Source organism: Devosia sp. MC1541 (genome assembly GCF_012847305.1).
Taxonomy (GTDB): Bacteria; Pseudomonadota; Alphaproteobacteria; order Rhizobiales; family Devosiaceae; genus Devosia.
This window is the reverse complement of the sequence record NZ_JABBDZ010000005.1, coordinates 194120-214907: the sequence shown is the minus strand read 5'-3', so window position 1 is coordinate 214907 and position 20788 is coordinate 194120. Positions and strand designations below refer to the sequence as shown.

Annotated in this window: 17 protein-coding genes; 4 read left to right on the top strand and 13 right to left on the bottom strand. The window is 55.5% G+C overall.

What is annotated here, in order from left to right; genetic code table 11:
* Positions 1-604 precede the first annotated feature (604 nt).
* A complete protein-coding gene (locus HKD40_RS08290; RefSeq protein ID WP_169195259.1) occupies positions 605-1489 on the top strand; it encodes a DMT family transporter in 885 nt (294 codons plus the stop codon).
* 54 nt (positions 1490-1543) lie between these two features.
* On the opposite strand, the gene alaS is transcribed toward HKD40_RS08290, so the two are convergent.
* Together alaS and recA are read right to left on the bottom strand one after the other, a co-directional pair.
* Positions 1544-4183: an alanine--tRNA ligase gene (alaS, locus tag HKD40_RS08285; protein ID WP_169195258.1), complete on the bottom strand. Its 2640-nt coding sequence runs from the start codon at positions 4181-4183 to the stop codon at positions 1544-1546.
* A 236-nt stretch (positions 4184-4419) separates the two neighbouring features.
* A complete protein-coding gene (gene recA, locus HKD40_RS08280) occupies positions 4420-5493 on the bottom strand; it encodes a recombinase RecA (RefSeq protein ID WP_169195257.1) in 1074 nt (357 codons plus the stop codon).
* Between the two features lie 280 nt (positions 5494-5773).
* On the opposite strand from recA, the gene araD1 reads away from it, so the two are divergent.
* The gene (gene araD1, locus HKD40_RS08275; protein ID WP_169195256.1) at positions 5774-6769 is read left to right on the top strand and encodes an AraD1 family protein; all 996 of its coding nucleotides are present in this window, start codon (positions 5774-5776) and stop codon (positions 6767-6769) included.
* A 66-nt stretch (positions 6770-6835) separates the two neighbouring features.
* Here the strand turns inward: araD1 and HKD40_RS08270 are convergent, their stop codons facing one another.
* The 7 genes from HKD40_RS08270 to flgB all read right to left on the bottom strand — a co-directional run bounded on the left by HKD40_RS08270 (position 6836) and on the right by flgB (position 12893).
* Complete coding sequence (locus tag HKD40_RS08270) at positions 6836-9403, bottom strand: cell cycle histidine kinase CckA (RefSeq protein ID WP_169195255.1); 2568 nt, start codon at positions 9401-9403, stop codon at positions 6836-6838.
* A gap of 99 nt (positions 9404-9502) precedes the next feature.
* The gene (gene flhB, locus HKD40_RS08265; protein WP_169195254.1) at positions 9503-10585 is read right to left on the bottom strand and encodes a flagellar biosynthesis protein FlhB; all 1083 of its coding nucleotides are present in this window, start codon (positions 10583-10585) and stop codon (positions 9503-9505) included.
* A gap of 3 nt (positions 10586-10588) precedes the next feature.
* On the bottom strand, positions 10589-11356 hold the full coding sequence (gene fliR, locus HKD40_RS08260; RefSeq protein WP_248306509.1) for a flagellar biosynthetic protein FliR: 768 nt from the start codon (positions 11354-11356) through the stop codon (positions 10589-10591).
* Position 11357: 1 nt separating this feature from the next.
* The gene (fliQ, locus tag HKD40_RS08255; protein ID WP_169195253.1) at positions 11358-11624 is read right to left on the bottom strand and encodes a flagellar biosynthesis protein FliQ; all 267 of its coding nucleotides are present in this window, start codon (positions 11622-11624) and stop codon (positions 11358-11360) included.
* Positions 11625-11713: 89 nt separating this feature from the next.
* Entirely contained in the window at positions 11714-12043 is a 330-nt protein-coding gene (locus HKD40_RS08250; protein ID WP_169195252.1) for a flagellar hook-basal body complex protein FliE, read from the bottom strand.
* A 26-nt stretch (positions 12044-12069) separates the two neighbouring features.
* Complete coding sequence (gene flgC, locus HKD40_RS08245; RefSeq protein ID WP_169195251.1) at positions 12070-12480, bottom strand: flagellar basal body rod protein FlgC; 411 nt, start codon at positions 12478-12480, stop codon at positions 12070-12072.
* A gap of 8 nt (positions 12481-12488) precedes the next feature.
* On the bottom strand, positions 12489-12893 hold the full coding sequence (gene flgB / locus HKD40_RS08240; protein ID WP_169195250.1) for a flagellar basal body rod protein FlgB: 405 nt from the start codon (positions 12891-12893) through the stop codon (positions 12489-12491).
* A gap of 188 nt (positions 12894-13081) precedes the next feature.
* Here flgB and HKD40_RS08235 point away from each other — a divergent pair, with 188 nt between their 5' ends.
* Together HKD40_RS08235 and fliP are read left to right on the top strand one after the other, a co-directional pair.
* A complete protein-coding gene (locus HKD40_RS08235) occupies positions 13082-13750 on the top strand; it encodes a flagellar biosynthetic protein FliO (protein ID WP_169195249.1) in 669 nt (222 codons plus the stop codon).
* Positions 13719-14504: a flagellar type III secretion system pore protein FliP gene (gene fliP / locus HKD40_RS08230; RefSeq protein WP_248305967.1), complete on the top strand. Its 786-nt coding sequence runs from the start codon at positions 13719-13721 to the stop codon at positions 14502-14504. The genes HKD40_RS08235 and fliP overlap by 32 nt, the downstream gene beginning before the upstream one ends.
* A gap of 246 nt (positions 14505-14750) precedes the next feature.
* Here fliP and HKD40_RS08225 read toward each other — a convergent pair whose 3' ends face one another.
* From HKD40_RS08225 to fliM, 4 genes are all read right to left on the bottom strand, one after another.
* Positions 14751-18020, bottom strand: coding sequence for a hypothetical protein (locus HKD40_RS08225; protein ID WP_169195248.1), 3270 nt, complete (start codon positions 18018-18020; stop codon positions 14751-14753).
* 232 nt (positions 18021-18252) lie between these two features.
* Positions 18253-19176, bottom strand: coding sequence for a hypothetical protein (locus tag HKD40_RS08220; RefSeq protein WP_169195247.1), 924 nt, complete (start codon positions 19174-19176; stop codon positions 18253-18255).
* On the bottom strand, positions 19173-19616 hold the full coding sequence (locus HKD40_RS08215; protein ID WP_169195246.1) for a DUF6468 domain-containing protein: 444 nt from the start codon (positions 19614-19616) through the stop codon (positions 19173-19175). The genes HKD40_RS08220 and HKD40_RS08215 overlap by 4 nt, the downstream gene beginning before the upstream one ends.
* Entirely contained in the window at positions 19616-20659 is a 1044-nt protein-coding gene (fliM, locus tag HKD40_RS08210; RefSeq protein ID WP_248305977.1) for a flagellar motor switch protein FliM, read from the bottom strand. Before fliM ends, HKD40_RS08215 begins: the two co-directional genes overlap by 1 nt.
* Positions 20660-20788: the final 129 nt, after the last annotated feature.

Below are 20788 nucleotides of genomic sequence, written 5' to 3'. Positions count from 1 at the left end.
ACCTTGGCCAATCTGGCCTACAACTTCGACCGCCTCGTCTTCCACGAAAAGCGCGCAACCGCGCCATGAGTCTGCCCGGATGACCGGGAAACGCCGTCAATGGGCACCGCCGATCGCCAAACGCCGCACCAAATCTGCTCAAACACGGAAATCAGACGACCACAATCGCAGCCGCAGGCTCAGCGAGCCAGTTCTTGCGGGTCTTCAGCTCCGGAAAAGAGTTTAATCAAGTTCAATCTAGGCTCTCCTCACGAGGCAGAACCGAAACCAGCCCTGCACTATGCTTCGCACCCAGAGACGAAAATAGGCAAACAACTAAACTGATAGCAATAGACCACGCCATCACAAGTCAAACTAACCACTAACAGAAGCCAATAAAGTAACGCGCAACTTCAATTTGAAAGCAAAGCCGAACCAGCGACGGAGAACTTAAACAACTTTCATTAAATACCTTTCACCTCCCGACGCAACGTAACCGCCCCCTATCTTCATCACCTTCCTGAAAAATCATACAAAGCGGCGCACTCCGTGAGTGACGGAGTAAGATTTCACTCGTATGGTAGTTACGTCTACCGAATCTCCCTTTTTTCACTGAGTGATCCTGATGCCTATCGGCGTCCTACTTGCGTTTGTCGCCTACGCCGTTTTCTCGATGAGCGACGCCCTGATCAAAGTGATCGGCTCTGGCATATCCGTCTTTGAAGTCGCGTTTTTTACGGCCATATTCTCCATCATCCCTTTGATGCTCCGCAAAGAAGGCGAGCGTTTTCGCGACATATACAAGCTCCACCACCCTTGGCTTTTGCACCTCCGCTGCGCGACGGCAATTACGGGGAGCGCCTGCGTAGTCTACGCTTTCACGCATATTCCCTTTGCCGACGTCTATGCGATCGGCTTCACCACACCTGTATTCGTCACCATACTTTCAGTGGTGTTTCTCAAGGAACACGTCACCATCCAGCGTTGGCTGCTGCTGGTCCTCTGTTTCTTGGGCGTTGTATTGGTCATCCGTCCCGGCGTGCGTGAAGTCCTACCCGGCCACTACATTATGATGTTCGGCGCCTTCCTTGGCTCGATCACCACCATCATTCTGCGCCATGTGGCGCCCCGCGAGCGGCGTGTTAGCATTGTCGGGCTGCAAGTGCTCTATTCGGCGATCATCAATGGCTTGTTGATGATCCCAACCTTCGTCATTCCAACGTGGGAACAGATGCTGATCTTCCTCAGCATTGGCCTCCTCGGAGGGCTCGGCGGGCTACTTGTCATTGCAGCCACGAAGGTCACACCGGCCAACATCGTGGCCCCTGTACAATACAGCCAGCTCATCTGGGCTATACTATTTGGGGCACTCTTCTTTGGCGAATACCCGGATTGGGTGGCTATCATCGGCATGGTGATCGTGGTGATCGCTGGCCTCCTCAACGTCATCAGCGACCGCAGACCGATCCGCTGGAAGCCCCGCATCTTCTTCTTCCGTACCGGCCAGTAGCCATGAAAAAAGCCCCGTCTCACGACGGGGCTTTTGTATTTCGAGCTGACGCGCTTAGAGCAGCGCGCGGATGGCTGCCACAGCGTCTTCAGCCTTGGAAGCGTCTGGTCCACCACCCTGAGCCATATCCGGACGACCGCCGCCGCCCTGACCGCCGAGAGCAACTGTAGCGGACTTGATCAGTGTGCCTGCAGCGTACTTGGCGGTGAGGTCTTCGCTGACGCCAATAGCAACAGTGCCCTTGCCGTCTTCACCCTTGAGGACAACGACAACCACGCCGGAACCAATACGCTTCTTCTCAGCGTCAACGACCGACTTGATGTCTTTAGCCGCAATGCCTTCAACCACGCGACCAACGAAGGTTACGCCATTGACTGTTTCGGTCGCGCCGCCACCCTCACCGCTGCCGCCGAGCGCCAACTTCTGACGGGCATCAGCAAGAGCCTTTTCAGCACTCTTAAGCTGGTTCTGCAGAGCTTCAATGCGATCAAGAACCTCGTGGGTCCCCGAACGTAGGAGACCGGCAGCCGAGGAAACCAACTGGATATTGGTGTTGCCACGATGACGAGCAGCAGTGCCGGTGAGTGCTTCCACGCGGCGAACACCAGCGGCAACTGCGCCTTCCGAAACGATCGACACTAGGCCGATATCGCCAGTACGCTTCACATGCGTACCGCCACAAAGTTCAACGGACCAGCCAACACCGTTGCCGGTAGGCTCACCCATGGAAACCACGCGAACTTCGTCGCCATATTTTTCGCCGAACAGAGCGCGCGCGCCAGATTCCTTGGCTTCTTCCACGCCCATTAGGCGTGTTTCAACTGGGGTGTTCTGGAGAATGATCGCGTTGGCGATGTCTTCAACTTCTGCCAATTCCTGTGGGGTCATTGGCTTGGTGTGGACGAAGTCAAAGCGCAGACGATCGGCCGAAACCATCGAGCCCTTCTGCGCAACGTGATCACCGAGAACGAGGCGGAGCGCTTCGTGCAGCAAGTGGGTCGCGGAGTGGTTCGAACGGATCGCCGAACGACGTGTGTGATCGACAACCAGCTCAACAGCCTGACCGACCTTCAGCGCCCCCTCCTTGACGGAGACACGGTGCGCGAAGACGCCCTGATACTTGTTGGTATCGGTGACAAGGGCAGTAACGCCATCAGCCTTGATCACGCCGCTATCGCCGACCTGACCGCCGCTTTCGCCATAGAACGGTGTCTGATTGACGACGACAATGCCGTCCTGACCAGCGGAGAGTTGAGTGACTTCCTTGCCATCGACCAAGATGACATTGATCTCAGCTTCAGCGGTTTCGGTTTCGTAGCCGAGGAATTCGGTCGGGCCGAGCTTGTCCGCAAGACCGAACCAAACGGTGTCGGTGCCCGCTTCGCCCGAACCAGCCCAGTTCTTGCGCGCTTCAGCCTTCTGCTGCGCCATAGCGGCATCAAAGCCTGCCTGGTCAACAGTGATCGAACGCGAACGCAGTGCGTCTTCGGTCAGATCGAGTGGGAACCCGTAGGTGTCGTAGAGCTTGAACGCGGTCGCGCCAGCGAGAACGTCGCCTTCGCCCAGCGAAGCGGTTTCGGCTTCGAGAATCTGCAGGCCACGGCCAAGGGTCTTGAGGAAGCGGCCTTCTTCAAGACGGACGGTTTCCGCGATCATAGCTTCGCCACGACTTAGTTCTGGATACGCCTGACCCATTTCGCGCACGAGAGTTGGAACCAACTTGTGGATCACTGGCTCGTTAGCACCCAGAAGGGTCGCATGACGCATCGCACGGCGCATGATGCGGCGCAAAACATAGCCACGGCCTTCGTTGGATGGCAGAACGCCCTCAGCAATGAGGAAGCTCATCGAACGCAAGTGGTCGGCAATTACGCGCAGCGAGCGATTGCCCGGACCGTTGATGTCGGAATTGGTTGCGTGAGCGGCAGACGAGATCAGCGCCTTGAACAGGTCGATATCGTAATTGTTGTGAACCCCCTGCATCACTGCAGCGATACGTTCAAGACCCATGCCGGTATCGATGGACGGGCGTGGCAGGCCAGTACGCGAACCATCGGCATGCTGTTCGAACTGCATGAAAACAAGGTTCCAGATTTCGATCCAACGATCGCCATCTTCATCAGGAGAACCCGGAGGGCCGCCCCAGACCTTATCGCCGTGGTCATAGAAGATTTCCGAGCACGGACCGCAAGGGCCGGTATCGCCCATCTGCCAGAAGTTGGACTTGGCGCCGAGGCGAACAATGCGATCTTCAGAAAGACCAGCAATCTTCTTCCAAAGCTCCATAGCCTCATCATCGTCCTGATAGACGGTGACCATCAGCTTGTCTTTTGGAAGAGCCCAGTCCTTGGTGAGGAGGTTCCAAGCCAATTCAATCGCGTCGGACTTGAAATAATCGCCAAACGAGAAGTTGCCGAGCATTTCAAAGAAAGTGTGGTGGCGCGCGGTAAAGCCCACATTGTCCAGATCGTTGTGCTTACCGCCAGCGCGTACGCACTTCTGTGCCGTCGTCGCGGTCGAGTAAGGACGTTTTTCAACGCCGGTGAAGACGTTCTTGAACTGGACCATGCCCGCATTGGTAAACATCAACGTCGGGTCATTGCGCGGGACGAGCGGGCTCGAGGCAACGGCTTCGTGGCCATTGCGTGCAAAGTAGTCGACAAAGCTCGAACGAAGATCGTTTACGCTGGTCATACACAGGCTTTCATGGCGAGCGGGCGCAGTGACGCCCGAGTAGGAAAATTTGGGGGCTATTTATCGTGATGGCTCGTTGTGTGTCCAGCGTTGGACGGGGAAAAACCGGCGAGTTTTCAGCAAGTGGCGCATTTGCCCCAAGTGCTGTGACGGCTTTGTCAATTATTTGACCTAAAGCGTCCCCCCGGAAAACAAAAACCCCCGCCGAAGCGGGGGTAGTGCAATCAATTTCAATCTTAGTCTTCGCTACCTGCGTCGTCTTCGCCGGCCGCCACCAAGAGCACTTCACCGAGGAGGCCGGAGCTTTCGCGCACACCCTGTTCGATGGTGTTGGCGACTTCTGGATTATCCTTGAGGAACTGTCGGGCATTTTCACGCCCCTGCCCCAGACGCTGACTTTCCCAAGAGAACCAAGCGCCCGCCTTATCGACGATACCAGACTTCACACCCAGATCGAGCAATTCACCAGTTTTGGAAATGCCTTCGCCATACATGATGTCGAATTCGACCTGACGGAACGGCGGAGCAAGCTTGTTCTTGACCACCTTGACGCGGGTCTGGTTACCAACGATCTCTTCGCGATCTTTGAGAGCACCGATACGACGGATGTCCAAGCGAACCGACGCATAGAACTTCAGCGCGTTACCACCAGTGGTGGTTTCTGGCGAACCATACATCACACCGATCTTCATACGGATCTGGTTGATGAAGATAACCAGACACTTCGACTTCGAAATCGACGAGGTCAGCTTACGCATGGCCTGGCTCATCAGACGCGCCTGCTGGCCCGGCAGGCTATCGCCCATTTCGCCCTCAAGTTCAGCGCGAGGGGTGAGAGCCGCAACCGAGTCGATGACGAGCACGTCGATCGCGCCCGAGCGCACCAAGGTGTCCGTGATTTCAAGCGCCTGCTCGCCAGTATCCGGCTGCGAAATCAACAGGTCGTCGATATTCACGCCAAGCTTACGAGCGTAGACCGGATCAAGTGCGTGCTCGGCGTCCACAAACGCGCAGATGCCGCCCTTACGCTGGGCCTCCGCGATAACATGCAGCGCCAATGTAGTCTTACCGGAGCTTTCCGGACCAAAAATCTCGACAATACGGCCCTTTGGCAGACCACCAATGCCCAGCGCGATGTCGAGACCCAGCGAACCGGTTGAAATAGCTTCAACTTCAATCGCCTGGTTTTCACCCAAGCGCATGATTGAGCCTTTACCGAAATTACGTTCGATTTGGCTCAGCGCGGCCGCAAGAGCCTTGTCCTTGTCCATAGATCCACCTTCAACAACGCGAAGCGACGAAGCTGCCATAATGCTGTCTCCTTATTTCACGCTCTCGAAGTCACTGCAACGAGAGGATCTAGCCAATGTGCGATATCTGTATCGCATTTGTTCTCATTTTGTACCCGTTCAGTCAAGGCCGAAAATGAGAACAAAGCCAGACTTTTGAGAGACAGCCAGTTCAGGGCCCAATTGCCGCGATTCTGCCGCGCCTGTCGCGTCACTTTAAAAAGTATGATTTATAGCTAGACAGCTGCCAAAAGCTTAGGTTTTATGCCCCCGCTCAGGGGAAGCGCAGCCGAGGACTGATATGCATCTCATACAATATTTGGACGACAACAACACGCGCGCTGTAGGCGTAACGCTCGACGGCGTCACGAACCGCCTCAACGAGATCACGAGCGTCTACGCCCTGGCGCAGAAGGCTTTTTCGACCGAAGGCGGCATCCCCGCAGTTGTCAAATCGGTGGGTCTTGGTGAAACTGTCGACAAGGCAGAACTCGCCGCCGCAGGGCGCTTGCTCTCACCCATTGACCACCCTGATGCCGCCCATTTGCATGTTACCGGAACGGGTTTAACCCACCTTGGTTCGGCAGCAACCCGCGACGCTATGCACAAGGCAAATGGTTCTAAGCCTGTCGAAGAGCTGACCGACAGCATGAAAATGTTCCGTATGGGACTTGAGAACGGCAAACCAAAAGACGGTGAGCGTGGCGTGCAGCCGGAGTGGTTCTACAAGGGCAATGGCAATATCGTTGCGAAGCCCGGCCAGCCAATCCCATCCCCAAACTTTGCACTCGACGCCGGGGAAGAGCCGGAGATGGCCGGCATTTACGTGATCGATGCGGATGGCAATCCGCGCCGCATCGGCTTTGCTGTGGCCAATGAGTTTTCTGACCATGTCACCGAGCGCATCAACTATTTGTACCTCGCACATTCGAAACTGCGCTGGTGTTCATTTGGCCCTGAAATCCGTGTCGGTGATTTACCGAAGCACGTGGAGGGCACCTCGCGCATCCTGCGTAATGGCGAAGTTCTCTGGCAAAAACCGTTCCTCTCCGGCGAGGACAACATGAGCCACACCATAGCCAATCTCGAATACCACCACTTCAAATACGATCTGTTCTGCCAGCCAGGAGATGTGCATGTGCATATGTTCGGGACAGCAACACTGAGCTTTGCTGATGGGATTTCGACTCAACCCGGCGACGTCTTCGAAATCGAAGAGACCCAGTTCGGTCTACCGCTCCGCAATGGCGTTGCGATCGATGCCGACAAGGACGTGAAAGTTTTGGGGCTCTACTGATCCCCTCACCCGCGCAGTAAAAAGCCCGCTTCTCATGAAGCGGGCTTTTTTGTTCAGACTACATGATCAGTTCGGCTTGTCCTGGCGCTGCAGCACTTCCTTGACCTTGGAATTGATGTCGTCGAGCGAATAAGGCTTTGGCAGGAAGTCGACACTCTGATCGTCCTCAATGTCGCGTCGTACGCTTTCCTCAGCATAGCCAGATACGAAGATGATCTTGAGATTCTTGATCTTACCACGGATCGATTTGAGCATGGTCGGACCGTCCATTTCCGGCATCACCACATCAGAGATGATCAGATCGACCTCATAATTGTGATCTTCGAGCACCCAGATCGCCTCTTCCCCGCTATCGGCTTCGAGCACTTCATAGCCGGTCGCCCGCAGCGCGCGAGCGGAGAAGGCACGGACGCTTTCCTCGTCTTCCACGAGCAGAATACGCTCGTGACCGGTTAGGTCCTTGGCTGGCACGGCGGCCGCAATAGCTGCCTTCTGCACTTCTTCAATCGTCGGTACATGACGCGGCAAGAAGATCTTGAAAGTCGTGCCCACGCCGACGGTCGAAACCGGATAGATAAAGCCTTCGGTCTGTTTGACGATGCCATAAACGGTCGACAGACCAAGCCCGGTGCCTTTGCCTAGTTCCTTGGTGGTGAAGAAAGGATCGAAAATCTTCTGCAGGATTTCCGGGCTCATACCGGTACCGGTATCTTCCACCTCGATGAGCACGTAATCGGCTGCCGGCATGCCTTCGTGGCGCATGGAAACAACGTCGATCTCGCCCACATTGCTGGTGCGAATTGTGATCGAGCCGCCATTTGGCATAGCGTCACGGGCGTTAACAACGAGATTGATAATAACCTGCTCTAGCTGCACCACGTCAGCGCGAACCGGCCAAATATCACGGCCATGATCGACGGCCAGCTGGTTCTTTTCGCCAATCATGCGCTTCAACAGCACCGTCAAATCATCAACGATCAGCGGCAATTCAAGCACCTGCGGCCGTAATGTCTGGCGGCGCGAGAAAGCCAAGAGCTGCCGGGTAAGACCGGCCGCGCGATTAGCGTTCTGCTTGATCTGCATCAGCTCATTAAAGGATGGATCGCCCAACTTGTGCTTGAGCAAGAGGAGATCGGAGAAGCCAATAATAGCGGTGAGGAGATTGTTAAAATCGTGGGCAATGCCGCCTGCCAACTGACCAATCGCCTGCATCTTCTGGCTTTGCGCAAACTGCGCTTCGAGCTTGCGCTGGTCCGTCATATCAAGCGCGTAGACGTTCACCTGTTCAGGCGAACCAGCACTGAGTTCCGAAGCGGAGATATAAAGGCGAACCGCGTGATCGCCTTCCATATTGAGCGTCGCATCTACAGGCTCGACGGCCGACCGCCCCGACATAGCGTCGGCAATGGCCTTCACCAGCTTGTCGCGGCTGGAGCCATCGACTAAGTCCACGACCGGATGCAGTTCCAGACTTTGCGCCTCCCCCGACCACTGGAAGATACGGCTGAATGGTGCATTGGTGCGGACAATCCGCCCTTCCCCATCAAGGGTCGCAATCGCAAATGGCGTATCGTTGAAGAAGCGCGAGAAGCGCACTTCAGCGGCGCGTAGCGCTTCTTCATTGTCTGGAGCACTGGAGCGATCGAGCACCAACGTGCGGGTTTCCCCGAGTTCGCCATCGGCCAAGCGCGCAGCACGGTGCAACAGACGCACCGGCAATGTCGTGCCATTGCGGCGCACGAAATCAATGTCGATGATCTCCGTGCGAATTTCGCCATCGCCACGACCACGCATCAGCAGCGACGCACCGTCTCCACGGACAATGTCCGATAGCGCCAACTGGCCGACATTAAACTCGGCCAAATCATAGCCCAGCCAATCCGCCAACGTCGAGTTGAGATACTGGATGCGGCCTTGGGCATCGGCAGAGAAGAAACCGGAAGGAGAGTGATCAAGATAGTCAATGGCGCGCTGCAGATCGCGGAACGCCGTCTCGTTGTTTTCGCGATCACGCGTAATGTCTTCTACCGACCAAGTGACTAAAGGCTTGGTCGTTTCGTCACTAGCAGGGAGCGGACGCACTGCGACACGATACCAGAAAACACGATTGGCTTCAGCCTGAGAACCACCGAGGCCACCCGGAATTCGAATGTCTTCGATGGCATTTCGGCCTTCCTTGGCAGCGCGCGACAGTCGGTAAACCGCCTCGCTCGCATCGGCATAACCCGCAAAAAGGCGCGGTACGCCAACAGGGACACCATTGGTGACGCCGCCGGGGAAACTACCATAATGATGGTTCACATATGAAATCTTGCCATCACGGTCAGCAATCAGCACGCCAAAGGGCATGCTATCGACCAGAGCATGATTGACGGTACGACGTTCTTCGGTTGAGGCGAAGCGGAAGAGATTGGCCGCAAGCCCGAACAGGAAAAACACACCCGCTACAGCTAGCAGCCCAACGAAACTCATCACAATCTCGGGCGATATGCGTTCCCCGAAGAGAGAAAACACAACCGCCGCCGCAATCAGCGCCGCGCCGAGTAGTATAACGCGCCACAATCCCGTTCCGCCACGCGCAGCGTCGAGGACGGGTTCGGGATAGCTATGCTCGCCGAGCGGCGTCCTTGCCATAATTACGTGCTCCAACGTCCCGAATCGAGACAATTAAAAAAGGATTAGCAAATGGGGGCCGGTGTTGGGAGCCCGAAGGAGTTAATCTTCATAGTCAATCTACCGCGTCGGACGCCAACCTCCACGCCGATTTTTCAGCCCCATCACGAAACCGATGACTTCAGCAACAGCCTTGAAGTGCTCGATTGGAATGGTTTCATCAAGATCCACAGTGGCATAGAGCGCGCGAGCGAGGGGTGGGTTTTCAACCACAGGCACGTCACTATCTTCGGCCAAGGCACGAATGCGCAGAGCAACGGCATCAACGCCCTTGGCGACGCAAATTGGCGCAGCCATCTTAGCATCGTATTTTAGCGCCACCGCAAAGTGCGTAGGGTTTGCGATAACCACGGTAGAATTAGGGACCTGCGCCATCATGCGCTTACGAGACCGTTCTTGCCGCAGCTGACGCAGGCGTCCCTTCACATGCGGATCGCCTTCCTGCTGCTTATACTCTTCGCGCGTTTCCTGAACGGACATCATCTGACGCTTCCACCACTTCTGACGCACGTAGAAGTAGTCCGCACCAGCGATAATCGTCACGACAATCAGAACTGCGCCGAGGATTTTCACGCCGAGTTCTTGAAAATCCAAGAGCATAACGAGCGGATCAGCGGTCATCATCGTGTCCAGTCGGTCGCGTTCCGGCCAACACACTGCCACCACGACGGCGCCAACAATGATGATTTTAAGGAGCCCCTTGCCGAAGTTCACCAGAGCTTCAGAAGAGAACAGGCGCTTTGCCCCTGCTAATGGAGAAATTTTGGATAGCTTGGGCGTGATGGGCTGCGCGGACCAAACCGGCTTGTGTTGTACCAAATTCGCCAGCACGCCGCAGGCAAACAGAATTATAAGCGGGATCAACATGACCCCGAGGACAGAATAAACTAAGCGACTGATGAAATCAGAAAAGCCAGCGGCACTGATGTCGATCTGATCAACGTTCATCAGGACAAGACTGAGTGACGTGTTGAGCTCGCTGGCAACCCAAGGCGAGACCGAGGCGAAGACGCCGGTGATGCCTATGAGCATAAACCAGGAGGTGACCTCCTGACTTTTCGCGACATCACCCTTTTTGTGTGCGTCATCGAGCTTTTTCTGGGAGGGGTCTTCGGTTTTGGAGTCTTTATCCTCGTCTGACATCTCTTAGCCTCGCCACATCGTCAGATGCTCTTCGAAGGCGGTGAGATACCAGCCCATCATCATCGAGAGGAGAAGGAAGAGGAGCAGGATGCCGACCAAGATATTGGCAGGCATAAGCACGAAATACACCTGCAACGCAGGCATGAGACGCGCGAGGATGCCCGAGCCAAGGTTAAAGACCAGGCCGAAAACGATGAACGGCGCTGCCATCTGTACGCCCACTGCGAAAGCACTCGCCACGGTTTGCAGGGCAAGCTGCATAAAGTCTTCAAACATCATCGGGGCAGATATGGAGAAGACGCCGTAGCTGTCATAAATCGCGGCAAGAGCAAGATGATGCAGGTCTGTCGAAAAGATGAGCGCCAAACCCAAAAAAGACAGAAAATTCGCAAACACGGCGCTTTGCGCACCAGCTTGGCCGGGGTCAGCTCCGAGCGCACCCGATAGACCCGTTTGGAACGCCACAATGGTCCCCGCCACTAGGGTTGCCATTGTCGTGATGCGAATAATCCCGCCGATTATCAGCCCAATAGCCAGTTCATGCAGCAACAGGCCGACGACAGCGCCTAAGTCAGTCGGCATAGCGGGAATGAGGGGACTAAGAAGGGGAAAAACCACAAACGTGAACGCTAGCGCAAAGCACAAGCGAAGCCGCATCGGGATGGTCTTCTCTCCGAGGGCAGGCATCAGCATCAGCAACGCACCGATGCGTGCGAACAAGACCATGAACGCAAAGGCCACATCTGGCAGCCAATTTAGGCTGACCGTCACCTCAGAACCCGACGATAATCATGTCGACGACTTTATCCATAAAGCCCGACATGGTCGCCCCCATAAAGGGCAGGATCAGCAACATGGTAAGGAACATCGCCACCACCTTCGGCACGAAGACGAGCGTTTGTTCTTGGATTTGCGTTAGCGCCTGGAAAAGCGCGATGACAACACCGACGGCAAGGCCAACAAGCATCAATGGTAGCGATACGATGAGCAAAGCCCAAATCGCTTGTTGAGCAATATCGAGTGTTTCTGCGCCAGACATGACAGGGTTCCGGTGGAATCAGGCCGTTAGGGTAGCGCAATTCGGGGTAGCCCGGCTCTGAATTTGGCCGGGCTCCCCAAAACTTAGTCTTAAATCGACATCCGCATGATTTCTTCGTAGGCGGAAATCACACGATCCCGAAGGGTGACCATGCTTTCAATAGCCATTTCGGTTTCAGAAAGCGCAGTCACCATATCGATGACATTCGCCTTGCCATTGACCATATCAATGGCCAGTGCATCCGAAGTCTGACCTTTGTCGAGCACGCTCTGAACATTGCTCGCCAGCATGGACGCAAAGTCGTTGCTCGGACCGAGGTTCGCCTGCAGATCGGTCATCGGCAGCGGCTGCATAGTAACGAGACGGCTAGCGTTGGTATAAGCGCTAGTTGCGGCATTTAGTGGGGTAGTAAGTGCCATAACAAAAGCTCCAATAAAAAGGGTTATTAACCGCCAAGAATGTCGAGGGTGCGCCCGAGCATCTGACGTGTGACCGTGACAACGTTGAGATTGGCTTCGTAGCTACGCTGCGCCTGCCTCATGTCCGCGGTCTCAATAATGCTGTTCACGTTTGGATACTGAACGTAGCCACTCTCATCTGCAGCAGGGTGACTTGGCTCGTAGCGTGGAATGAAGTCGGATTGGTCCAACGCCAACCGGCCAACCTCGACGATGCGTCCGCCCACTTCAGCATCAAAGCTAGCGTGGAATGTTGGGATCCGCCGACGATAGGGGTCCTCACCCGGCGCTTTGCCAGCCGAGTCCGCATTGGCGATATTCTCTGCTATGACGCGCATGCGCGCTGTCTGAGCATGCAGTCCAGTAGCGGCGATCTTGAGTGATGAATTAAAATCCATGATCTACCTCAAACGTTCTTACCCAGCGCCACGCGCAGGATACGGACCGACTTCTGATACAGCGACGTCGCCGCTTGGTAGTCCATCATGTTGGTTGTTACTTTCATCATCTCATCCTCGAGCGTGATCCCATTGCCCTCGGGTGTGACTTCGAAGTTTGCCATTCGCTGGGCTGCGAACTGACCGCCTTCTGAAGATGCAACGATGTGCATAGGCTGGGTTGCGATCGTGGAGATCGAAGCTGAACTCATTTGCTTTGCTCTTTTAGCAAAGTCATACTGCGCAAGATCTCGACCGCGATAACCGGGTGTTTCGGCATTCGCGACGTTCTCTGCGAGCAATCCTTGTCGGCTTTGATGCCAACGCATTTTATCGGTCAGTGCTGAAAACACCGGCATGTCCATCAGTCCCATTTCCCGACTCCGCAGTTGTTAATGGGCACTTCTTGCCGATTTTAGGGTTAACAAATGGTTAATTTTGGTCGCAAAATGCTTTGCTGACAGCAATATGCGGCAATAATTACCCATCAAAAGGCCGATCTTGCCCTTAAATACAAATCGGACTATCGCCTTACGTGCCTGACAAAATGGGAGTTTCGACCTTGCAGTTTATCACCAGCCTCTTCGGAGGCAGCGGCAATACGGTGGTTACCGCCGTGCTCGCGCTTGCCATCGTCCTCGTCCTTATTCTGCTGGTAAGCTGGCTACTCAAGTTCATCAGCAATGCATCAGGCAAAGCAGTACGCGGTCGCAACAAGCGACTCGCCGTCATCGACACGTTAAATGTTGATCAGAAAAGACAATTGCTCATTGTGCGCCGTGACGATGTCGAGCATCTCATCCTCATTGGTGGCACCCAGGACATCGTCGTAGAAGCGGGTTTTTCGGCGCCTGAACACCCAGTCGCGGTCCCTTCGCGACGCGGCTTGTCACCTTCAGCCGGGCGCCGAATGACACCCCCTGCCCAACCAACAGCATCGCCGGATGTCGCACAGACCGATTCTCCGGAGCCTCTAGTGACGGCCGCGCCAGGTACTGTACTTGAGCAGTTGCAACGTGCAGGTCACCCATCGGACAAGAAGGGTCATGTGTCGCTGCGCCACACCGGTCTTTTGCGCCCTGTCCGCAAGGGAGACGAAGATTCCACGTCGCAAACCTCGGATTATTCGACCGTTAAGGCTGTCGACTCAGATAAAGAAGGCGCTGACACCGATTTGGGCGGGAATGCGTCGCTTGATAATGACACTAAAAAAGATGCAAATCGCAGCTAAACCAGCACGCAGCTGGGGATGGAAAATCTGGCTGCCAGTGATCTTCGCTGGCAGCTTTTTAGTTGCCGCGACATCCACAGGCTACGCTCAAGACGTCTCGATAGACTTCGGGGACGAAACGACCCTCACGGAACGCGCTGTGCAGCTGATCGGCATGATCACACTGCTATCGCTAGCGCCCTCGATCCTCGTCATGGTGACGAGTTTCACGCGCATCGTTGTGGTACTTTCCCTTCTCCGCACAGCCATTGGCCTACAGACTGCGCCGCCGAACTCAGTGATGATCTCGCTGGCGCTCTTCTTGACACTTTTCATCATGCAACCGACGCTGCAGCAGTCTTACGACCAGGGCATAGCGCCACTGATGGCCGGTGAAATCGAGGTCGCCGAGGCCTTCGAGAGAAGTGCAGCACCGCTCCACGAGTTCATGCGCTTCAACGTGCGCGACAAAGACCTCTCTCTATTTTACGACCTAACGTCAGCCGAAGTCCCTGAAACCGTAGAAGAAATTCCTCTGCATCTGCTCGTGCCAGCGTTTATGATTTCTGAGTTGCGGCGGGCATTTGAAATCGGCTTCCTACTCTTCCTGCCCTTCGTCATCATCGACATGGTGGTCGCTTCAGTTCTGATGAGCATGGGTATGATGATGTTGCCGCCGGTAACGATCTCACTCCCCTTCAAACTCATTTTCTTCGTACTGGTCGACGGCTGGTATCTCGTTGCCGGGTCACTTGTTCGAAGTTTTGGCACGTAGCCAAGCCGAACCTTGGAATTTGTAACGCCGCGGCTTCACTGAAAGCCGCGGCGTTTTTTATTTCCTGTGTCAAACAACCGACGGCACGGTCACAGCCTTAGCGCTGGTCGGCGCCTTATCTGCTCATATTGGAGCACATCAAAGGGAGGCACGTGCTCGCCGCCCTAAAAGCCTAACTATGCGCTCAAAATGAAAACGCCGCGGCCTGGATTGAGGCCGCGGCGTTACTGGTTCAAGGTCGCTCGTTTAGCGCGACGCCATTCCTGCATCCACCTTGGTAGCGGTAGCAGGCGTCAAGGCCCCCTCCCCGCCATAGGTCTCGTGGTAAGAGGTCAGGAATGCTGTGAGACTATCAATCGCAGCAATTTCAGCCGCAACTTTCTTGAACTCCAGCGAGCTCGCTTGGATCGGGCCAGTGACATAATCGAACATCGCCCACTCTGGAGCACCGACCATTTCATCGCTGAACTTTGTCCGTAGACGCGATGCACCATAGTTATCGTTGGCCAAAACATAGCCAACGCCCGCCTTCACCAGGTTCAGACGCGCAGCCGCATCGAGCGGAGTGCCTTCGGGACGATTACCATAAATGGCTTCGATCATTTCGCCCGCTTGCGAATAACGCTTCGCTTTCCAATGCGCATCAATGCGGAGCATATCCACATCCTTGCCACTCAGCATGCGGACAAGATCGAGCGCCAGAACATCGCGCCCAGCATCGATCATGGCGCGCGCCTCCAGAATGCGGCGCTGGCGCTGCAGGCTATCCGGCAGGTCTGGCAATCGCGTATCGTTCAAGACGCGCATGGCATCCTGCGGACGACGGTCCGCCAGATAAATCACAGCAAGGTCCGTGCCCAGCTGAGCACGCGCAGCGCCGCGAAGTCGATTATCCAGCTGATACCGCAAGAGTTCGGCTGCCTGGGGAAGCAAATCCACCCGCACGAGACGACGCGCCAGATTGCGGATCATTTCGTCACCACGCGCGCCTGGCGGCGTCAGGTGCTGGAAGTCGTAGTATATGCTCAGGGCCTCGATCGGGCCGATGGAGTCGGCCACACCATTGAGATAGAGATCGCTGAACGTCTCCTGCGCTTCGTCTCGGAGCGCATTAAGCGTTGGACTCTCGTTGTAATGCGAGATCGCATTACGCACCGCCTCGAAACCGAGGCGATAATCCCCGTTACGGAAATACAAGCTTGCTAGCAGCGCCTGCATGTCCGCTTCTAGCCTGTCACCACGCCAAAGCATGATCTCCGACGAGAGCGTTTCTGTTGCCTTTGCAAGGTCCAGCCGCCCCTGCTTATCGAGCAATAGCAGCGTGCGATATACAGCTTCCGCACGGCTCGGACGCACCTCCGAAGCAATGACTTGACCGTAGATATCGAGCGCTTCTTCAGGGCGGTTCTTAAGCTCTGCCATGCGCGCAGTGGCGATGAGATAATTAGACGCCATCTGTTCAGGCAGCAGCGCAAAGTTTAAATCATCCAGCACAGATTCTGCGAGCACAGGGTCTTCTGCCTCTACCGCAGCGCGTGCTGTCGCCAATTGAAACTCGCGGCGAGCCCACTCGGGATAATTCTGCTGCACGGCTTGAGCATCGAGTGCATCGGAACGCGCGCCACGGAAATCACCCGCATTCGCTCGCGCGATAGTGCGCCAGAACTTGGCGTCGATATCTTGGTCGAGCGACGGCGAATTTAGAACGTTGAGCGCGTCGAGCGAGCGTTCAGCAAGGATGTTCGCTACAGCAGCCGTCGTCCGCATCTCGCGGGTCAACGCCTCGTCGACCTGTTCCTCTTCAAGCAGACGGATGACCCCAAGAGCTTCCTCTGCGAACTGGTTGGCGATGTAATACTGCGAAAGGTTAAGACGCGCCGCGTCACGCTCCGCGCCCTGCGTCAATGCCGCAGCCATTTCCAGTCGATCGCGCTGCTCGGTGAACACGAAGGGATCTTTATGTTCGAGCGTACCGAAATCGATAAACCCACTGCGGTCCATGACTTCGCTGGTCGTTCCGATATTCCGGAGCGTATCAAGCGCCGAAACGGTCAATCCAGTCGCCTCGGAGACAACCGCATAACTATCCTCAAGCGCAACCGTCACAGTGGACGACTTCGGCTTGACGACCAGACCATGCACACTGCGCAGTGCAGTGAAATCAACATAGTCCAGTGTGCGCGTTAAACCGCGCGCTGGTGGATAGGCCGTAACGACGGATAGCGTATCGCCCACAATCGGGTCTTGAAACTGGTGGATACGTCCCGGGCGCGCGATATCAGCCACCATTTCGAACGATCCAATATCGTCGCGACGACGGCTGAGTGCCATTGGCTCAGTCGGGCTCAGCATCATGTCACCAAGCGACAATACCCATGCCATGCCTTCCGAGCCGATAGTCGCGAGGCGCTCCTGGGAAAGATCCAATCGGACGATTTGCGTGTCACCAGATGTCAACACAGCATAGTCGTCGGTAATAGCCTCGAGGTCAGATGAGTACGCCGGCGTACCTATGCCCGAGACGGTATCAAAAATGAGCCACACACTGTCGCCGCGACGGAATACCGCCGCCGGAATATCTCTCTCAAACGGAAAGACGACACGTACCGTGTTGCCCAGCACGTTAACATACGGCGTGATCGTCTCGGCCGGAGTTGCCTGCAACGCCGAGATAGTCGGCTCTGGCGGACGTGACGCCTCCGCCTCTGCCTGCGCATTTTTTGCCGCCTCATCGGCGAGCGCGGTCGCCGTCAACGCAGGCAGATCAATACCACCCGTGTCGATATCCAAGACATACTGGCTGGACGAAATGGCATAGAACCGAGGCTCAACACCTTCGGCGAAACGGAGTGACGCGACCGAACCGTCAAGCGAATAGCCCGTAGCAATCGAGGCCAGTTGCTCGGGGAGTTGGTCGATAATTTGAGAAACATCGATCTCAACTGGCCATTCAAAATTGATAGCACCCAGCTCGCCTTTCTGAACGAAGTTAGCGTCAGTGGGCACGGACCAGTCGAATTGAATACGTGTAAAGGTAGCGGCATTACCAATGCGCACTTTAGCGGTTGGATTGAGCTCCGCAGCCATGCGGGCCTTACGGTCTTGTTCCGCCTTCACCGCAGCCTGGCGGGCACGCTCGGCCAACTCGTCCACAATCTCTTGCGGGAGTGGTGGCGGCATCCCCTGCCAACTGGAGGGCATGAGATCGACGAAAAGCTTCTCGCCCGCCTCTATGTGATTGAAGTGGTAGGTATTTTTTAGTCCAACTCGCAGACCGCGTCGGTCGGGATCGACCCGCGCCACAGAAAGGTAGTTTGGCATAGTGGTGCCGACATCGGGCAGCACTAAATCGACCTGTTCTTCAAACTGAATCGAGAGCACGCCATTATCGATTTTCATCGAGTATGCAGGCAATGCATCCAAGTTTGGAAAGCTGAGTATGAGGCGGGCAAAGCCATCTTCTTCAGTGGCGAATAACTGCCCCTTTTCTTGGGCCCATGCGGAAGAAGCTACCATTTGGCAGCTTAAAGCCACAGTAGCTAAAAGGAGGTACTTCGTCCCCTTGGGACTCTTCTTAATAGCGCTCTTCACCGGCCTTCTGCCCGTCCGACGCCAAAACGCGTTCATGAACAAGGCTACTGCCAGGCACCTCATGAACGCGAGGCTTTCCATAACTGACCCGCCGCATACACGACGGGCCTGTTATATCTACCTAGCGCTACTTAACAGCAGCCTAAGCCATTCACCGCTATTGACCAACAATCTGTGGTAAAGCAGCCAGATCGTCGACTGACATCTGTTCAGCTGGCTCAGTGGTATCCGTCGCCATGCGCACGGTCAGCTCTTGGGCACGCGCAGTCGTCATCGCAGCCATAATCGGAGCCATCTTACGCGGCGTCATCATCTTCGCCACGCGGAACAGGACTTCCATATCCAGCTCATCAAAGATAGCTGCAGCATCCTTCGGCTTCATGGTGCCGTACATAGCGACTAGAGCGCCGAACTGACCTTCTTCCATAGCCTTGCGCTCTTCCACCAAGGACGAGATTTGGGTCTCGATGGACTGCAAGGTCTGCTGACGCTCTTCAATGCGCTTTTCAGCTGCTTCAACAAGTGCCGCACGCATAGCGAGCTCTTGCTCATAAGTCTGGAGCTCGGTGCGACGCTCGGTCAAACGCTCAGTGATCACGCCTTCGGTGCTCTGTACACCGCCATCAACCAGCGGCACGGCACCAGTTGGCGTTAACAACTGCGCCTTTGCATCAAGCATTGGCGGGCAATCTGCCGAAATCACTAGCAAAGCACCAGGAGCCGCGTCTTCGGACCCATCTGCCGGAACTGGAGCACATGCGTTATCCAAGGCGACTGGGTTCGACAAGGTAAGATCGGTAACCGCAGCTTCGCCGGTAGGAGTGCCCGACGGAGCCATAGTTGGAGCACCGTCAGCGAGAGTCGGCGACATATCGTCAATCGTCGGCTGATCAGAGAGGGTAACAGTCTGATCGGCCAAGGTTGTTCCAAGCGCGGTAGACGCGCCTTCACCATCAGCTGCAGCCACCCCCGACACTCCAGTCAAGACGTAGCCGCCTGAGCTTACAAGCCCAATAGTCTTGAAGACCAGAAGCGCCGAGATTGAAACAATAACAACTGGGAGAAGGCGGATTTTAGTCACGCAGCGACTCCACGGTTACGAACGCGAGCCTGCAGTTGATCAAGTGCCGACTGCACCTTGTTGGCCACGGGCTGCTCAACCTGCACAGAAGGCTCTTCAGCCTGAGCATTGCGAGCAACACTTGTGATACGGGCAATGCGCTCCATGAGAACATTACCGGCATTAACGTGGTTCGCCAGTTCGATGCCAAAACGCTCAGCTTCCTGCAGACGCGAGGAAAGCTGGTTGTCAGCCTCAACCGCAGTACCCTTCAGCTCTTTAATTGCCTGATTGGCGAGATTGGTCGCAGCAACAAGATCTGCAACCATTTGACGAAGCGCGTCACGATCCTGATGCAAACGCTTCAGGCGCTGGTTCAGAACGACACAGTAACCGATCGTCAGCAGCAAAAGTACAGCGACAGACCCTTCAACGATCACACCCAGTGGTAGGCCGAACATCAGCGCTGCTCCATCTTCTCATCAATAGCTTCAAAGGCGGCCATGGTGACCTTTGGCGGATTTAACGGGCGCGCGACGCGCACCGATACTTGGTTACCGATATGCCCCATGATGGCTTCGGTGAGTTCGACATCACCACAACGCAACCGGATCGGGTCGCTCGGCGTGCGGTCAAACATCAATGTATGGCCAGGCTTGATGTTGAGAACCTTGGCAAGCGGTAGTCTCTGCTCATGCAGCACCGCCTCCACTTCAACATCGGCCTGATAAATCTCTGACGCGAGGTGACCTTCCCAGATCGGATCGCGGCCGAATTTTTCACCCATGAACATCTGCAACAGCTGATCACGGATAGGCTCGATGGTCGCGTATGGCAGCAGGATTTCAACCTTACCGCCGCGATCATCCATCTCGATACGAAGTTCGATCAGAATGGCCGCATTGGCCGGACGGGAAATCGCAGCAAAGCGCGGATTGGTCTCCATGCGCTCAAGCTTAAAATTCACCTGCGTTACCGGCTCAAAAGCGCGATGCGTATCTTCAAGAATGACCTCGATCATCCGGCGCGCCAACGCCAGTTCGATCGTTGTATAAGGCCGCCCCTCAACACGGATATTGCCACCTACACGACGCCCGCCCAACAACACATCAATCATCGAATAGATGAGGTTGGAGTCGACCGTTAGCAGGCCATAATTTTCCCACTCTTCCGCTTTGATGACCGACAAAATGGCCGGCAGCGGAATGGAGTTCAGATAGTCGCCGAAGCGCACGGACGAGATCGAGTCCATGGTCACTTCAACGTTGTCAGACGTAAAGTTGCGCAGCGAAGTCGTCGACAAGCGCACAAGGCGATCGAAGACGATTTCAAGCATCGGCAGGCGCTCGTAGGAGACCAGAGCCGAATTGATAAGCGCCTGAACGCCTGTCAGCTCAACATCACTGCCCGCACTCGCATCAAAACCGAGGAGACTGTCGATTTCGTCCTGATTAAGAACGCGATCAACACCACCGTCTGGCTCACCAGCCGCAGCTTCAAGCATTGCGGCCCATTCAGCAGCAGCGGCCGCAGCGCGCTGCTCTTCAGTCATATCTTCGTCAGAAGGCGGCGGTGGTGGCGTGGACAGACTGTCCAGGTCATCAAGGCCCCATTCGTCGTTGAGTTTATCGTC

Coding starts and splice junctions, on each gene's coding strand:
- HKD40_RS08290 (WP_169195259.1), top strand. CDS start 605: ATGCCTATCGGCGTCCTACTTGCGTTTGTCGCCTACGCCGTTTTCTCG.
- alaS (WP_169195258.1), bottom strand. CDS start 4,183: ATGACCAGCGTAAACGATCTTCGTTCGAGCTTTGTCGACTACTTTGCA.
- recA (WP_169195257.1), bottom strand. CDS start 5,493: ATGGCAGCTTCGTCGCTTCGCGTTGTTGAAGGTGGATCTATGGACAAG.
- araD1 (WP_169195256.1), top strand. CDS start 5,774: ATGCATCTCATACAATATTTGGACGACAACAACACGCGCGCTGTAGGC.
- HKD40_RS08270 (WP_169195255.1), bottom strand. CDS start 9,403: ATGGCAAGGACGCCGCTCGGCGAGCATAGCTATCCCGAACCCGTCCTC.
- flhB (WP_169195254.1), bottom strand. CDS start 10,585: ATGTCAGACGAGGATAAAGACTCCAAAACCGAAGACCCCTCCCAGAAA.
- fliQ (WP_169195253.1), bottom strand. CDS start 11,624: ATGTCTGGCGCAGAAACACTCGATATTGCTCAACAAGCGATTTGGGCT.
- HKD40_RS08250 (WP_169195252.1), bottom strand. CDS start 12,043: ATGGCACTTACTACCCCACTAAATGCCGCAACTAGCGCTTATACCAAC.
- flgC (WP_169195251.1), bottom strand. CDS start 12,480: ATGGATTTTAATTCATCACTCAAGATCGCCGCTACTGGACTGCATGCT.
- flgB (WP_169195250.1), bottom strand. CDS start 12,893: ATGGGACTGATGGACATGCCGGTGTTTTCAGCACTGACCGATAAAATG.
- fliP (WP_248305967.1), top strand. CDS start 13,719: ATGACACTAAAAAAGATGCAAATCGCAGCTAAACCAGCACGCAGCTGG.
- HKD40_RS08225 (WP_169195248.1), bottom strand. CDS start 18,020: ATGGTAGCTTCTTCCGCATGGGCCCAAGAAAAGGGGCAGTTATTCGCC.
- HKD40_RS08215 (WP_169195246.1), bottom strand. CDS start 19,616: ATGTTCGGCCTACCACTGGGTGTGATCGTTGAAGGGTCTGTCGCTGTA.
- fliM (WP_248305977.1), bottom strand. CDS start 20,659: ATGCTTGAAGCTGCGGCTGGTGAGCCAGACGGTGGTGTTGATCGCGTT.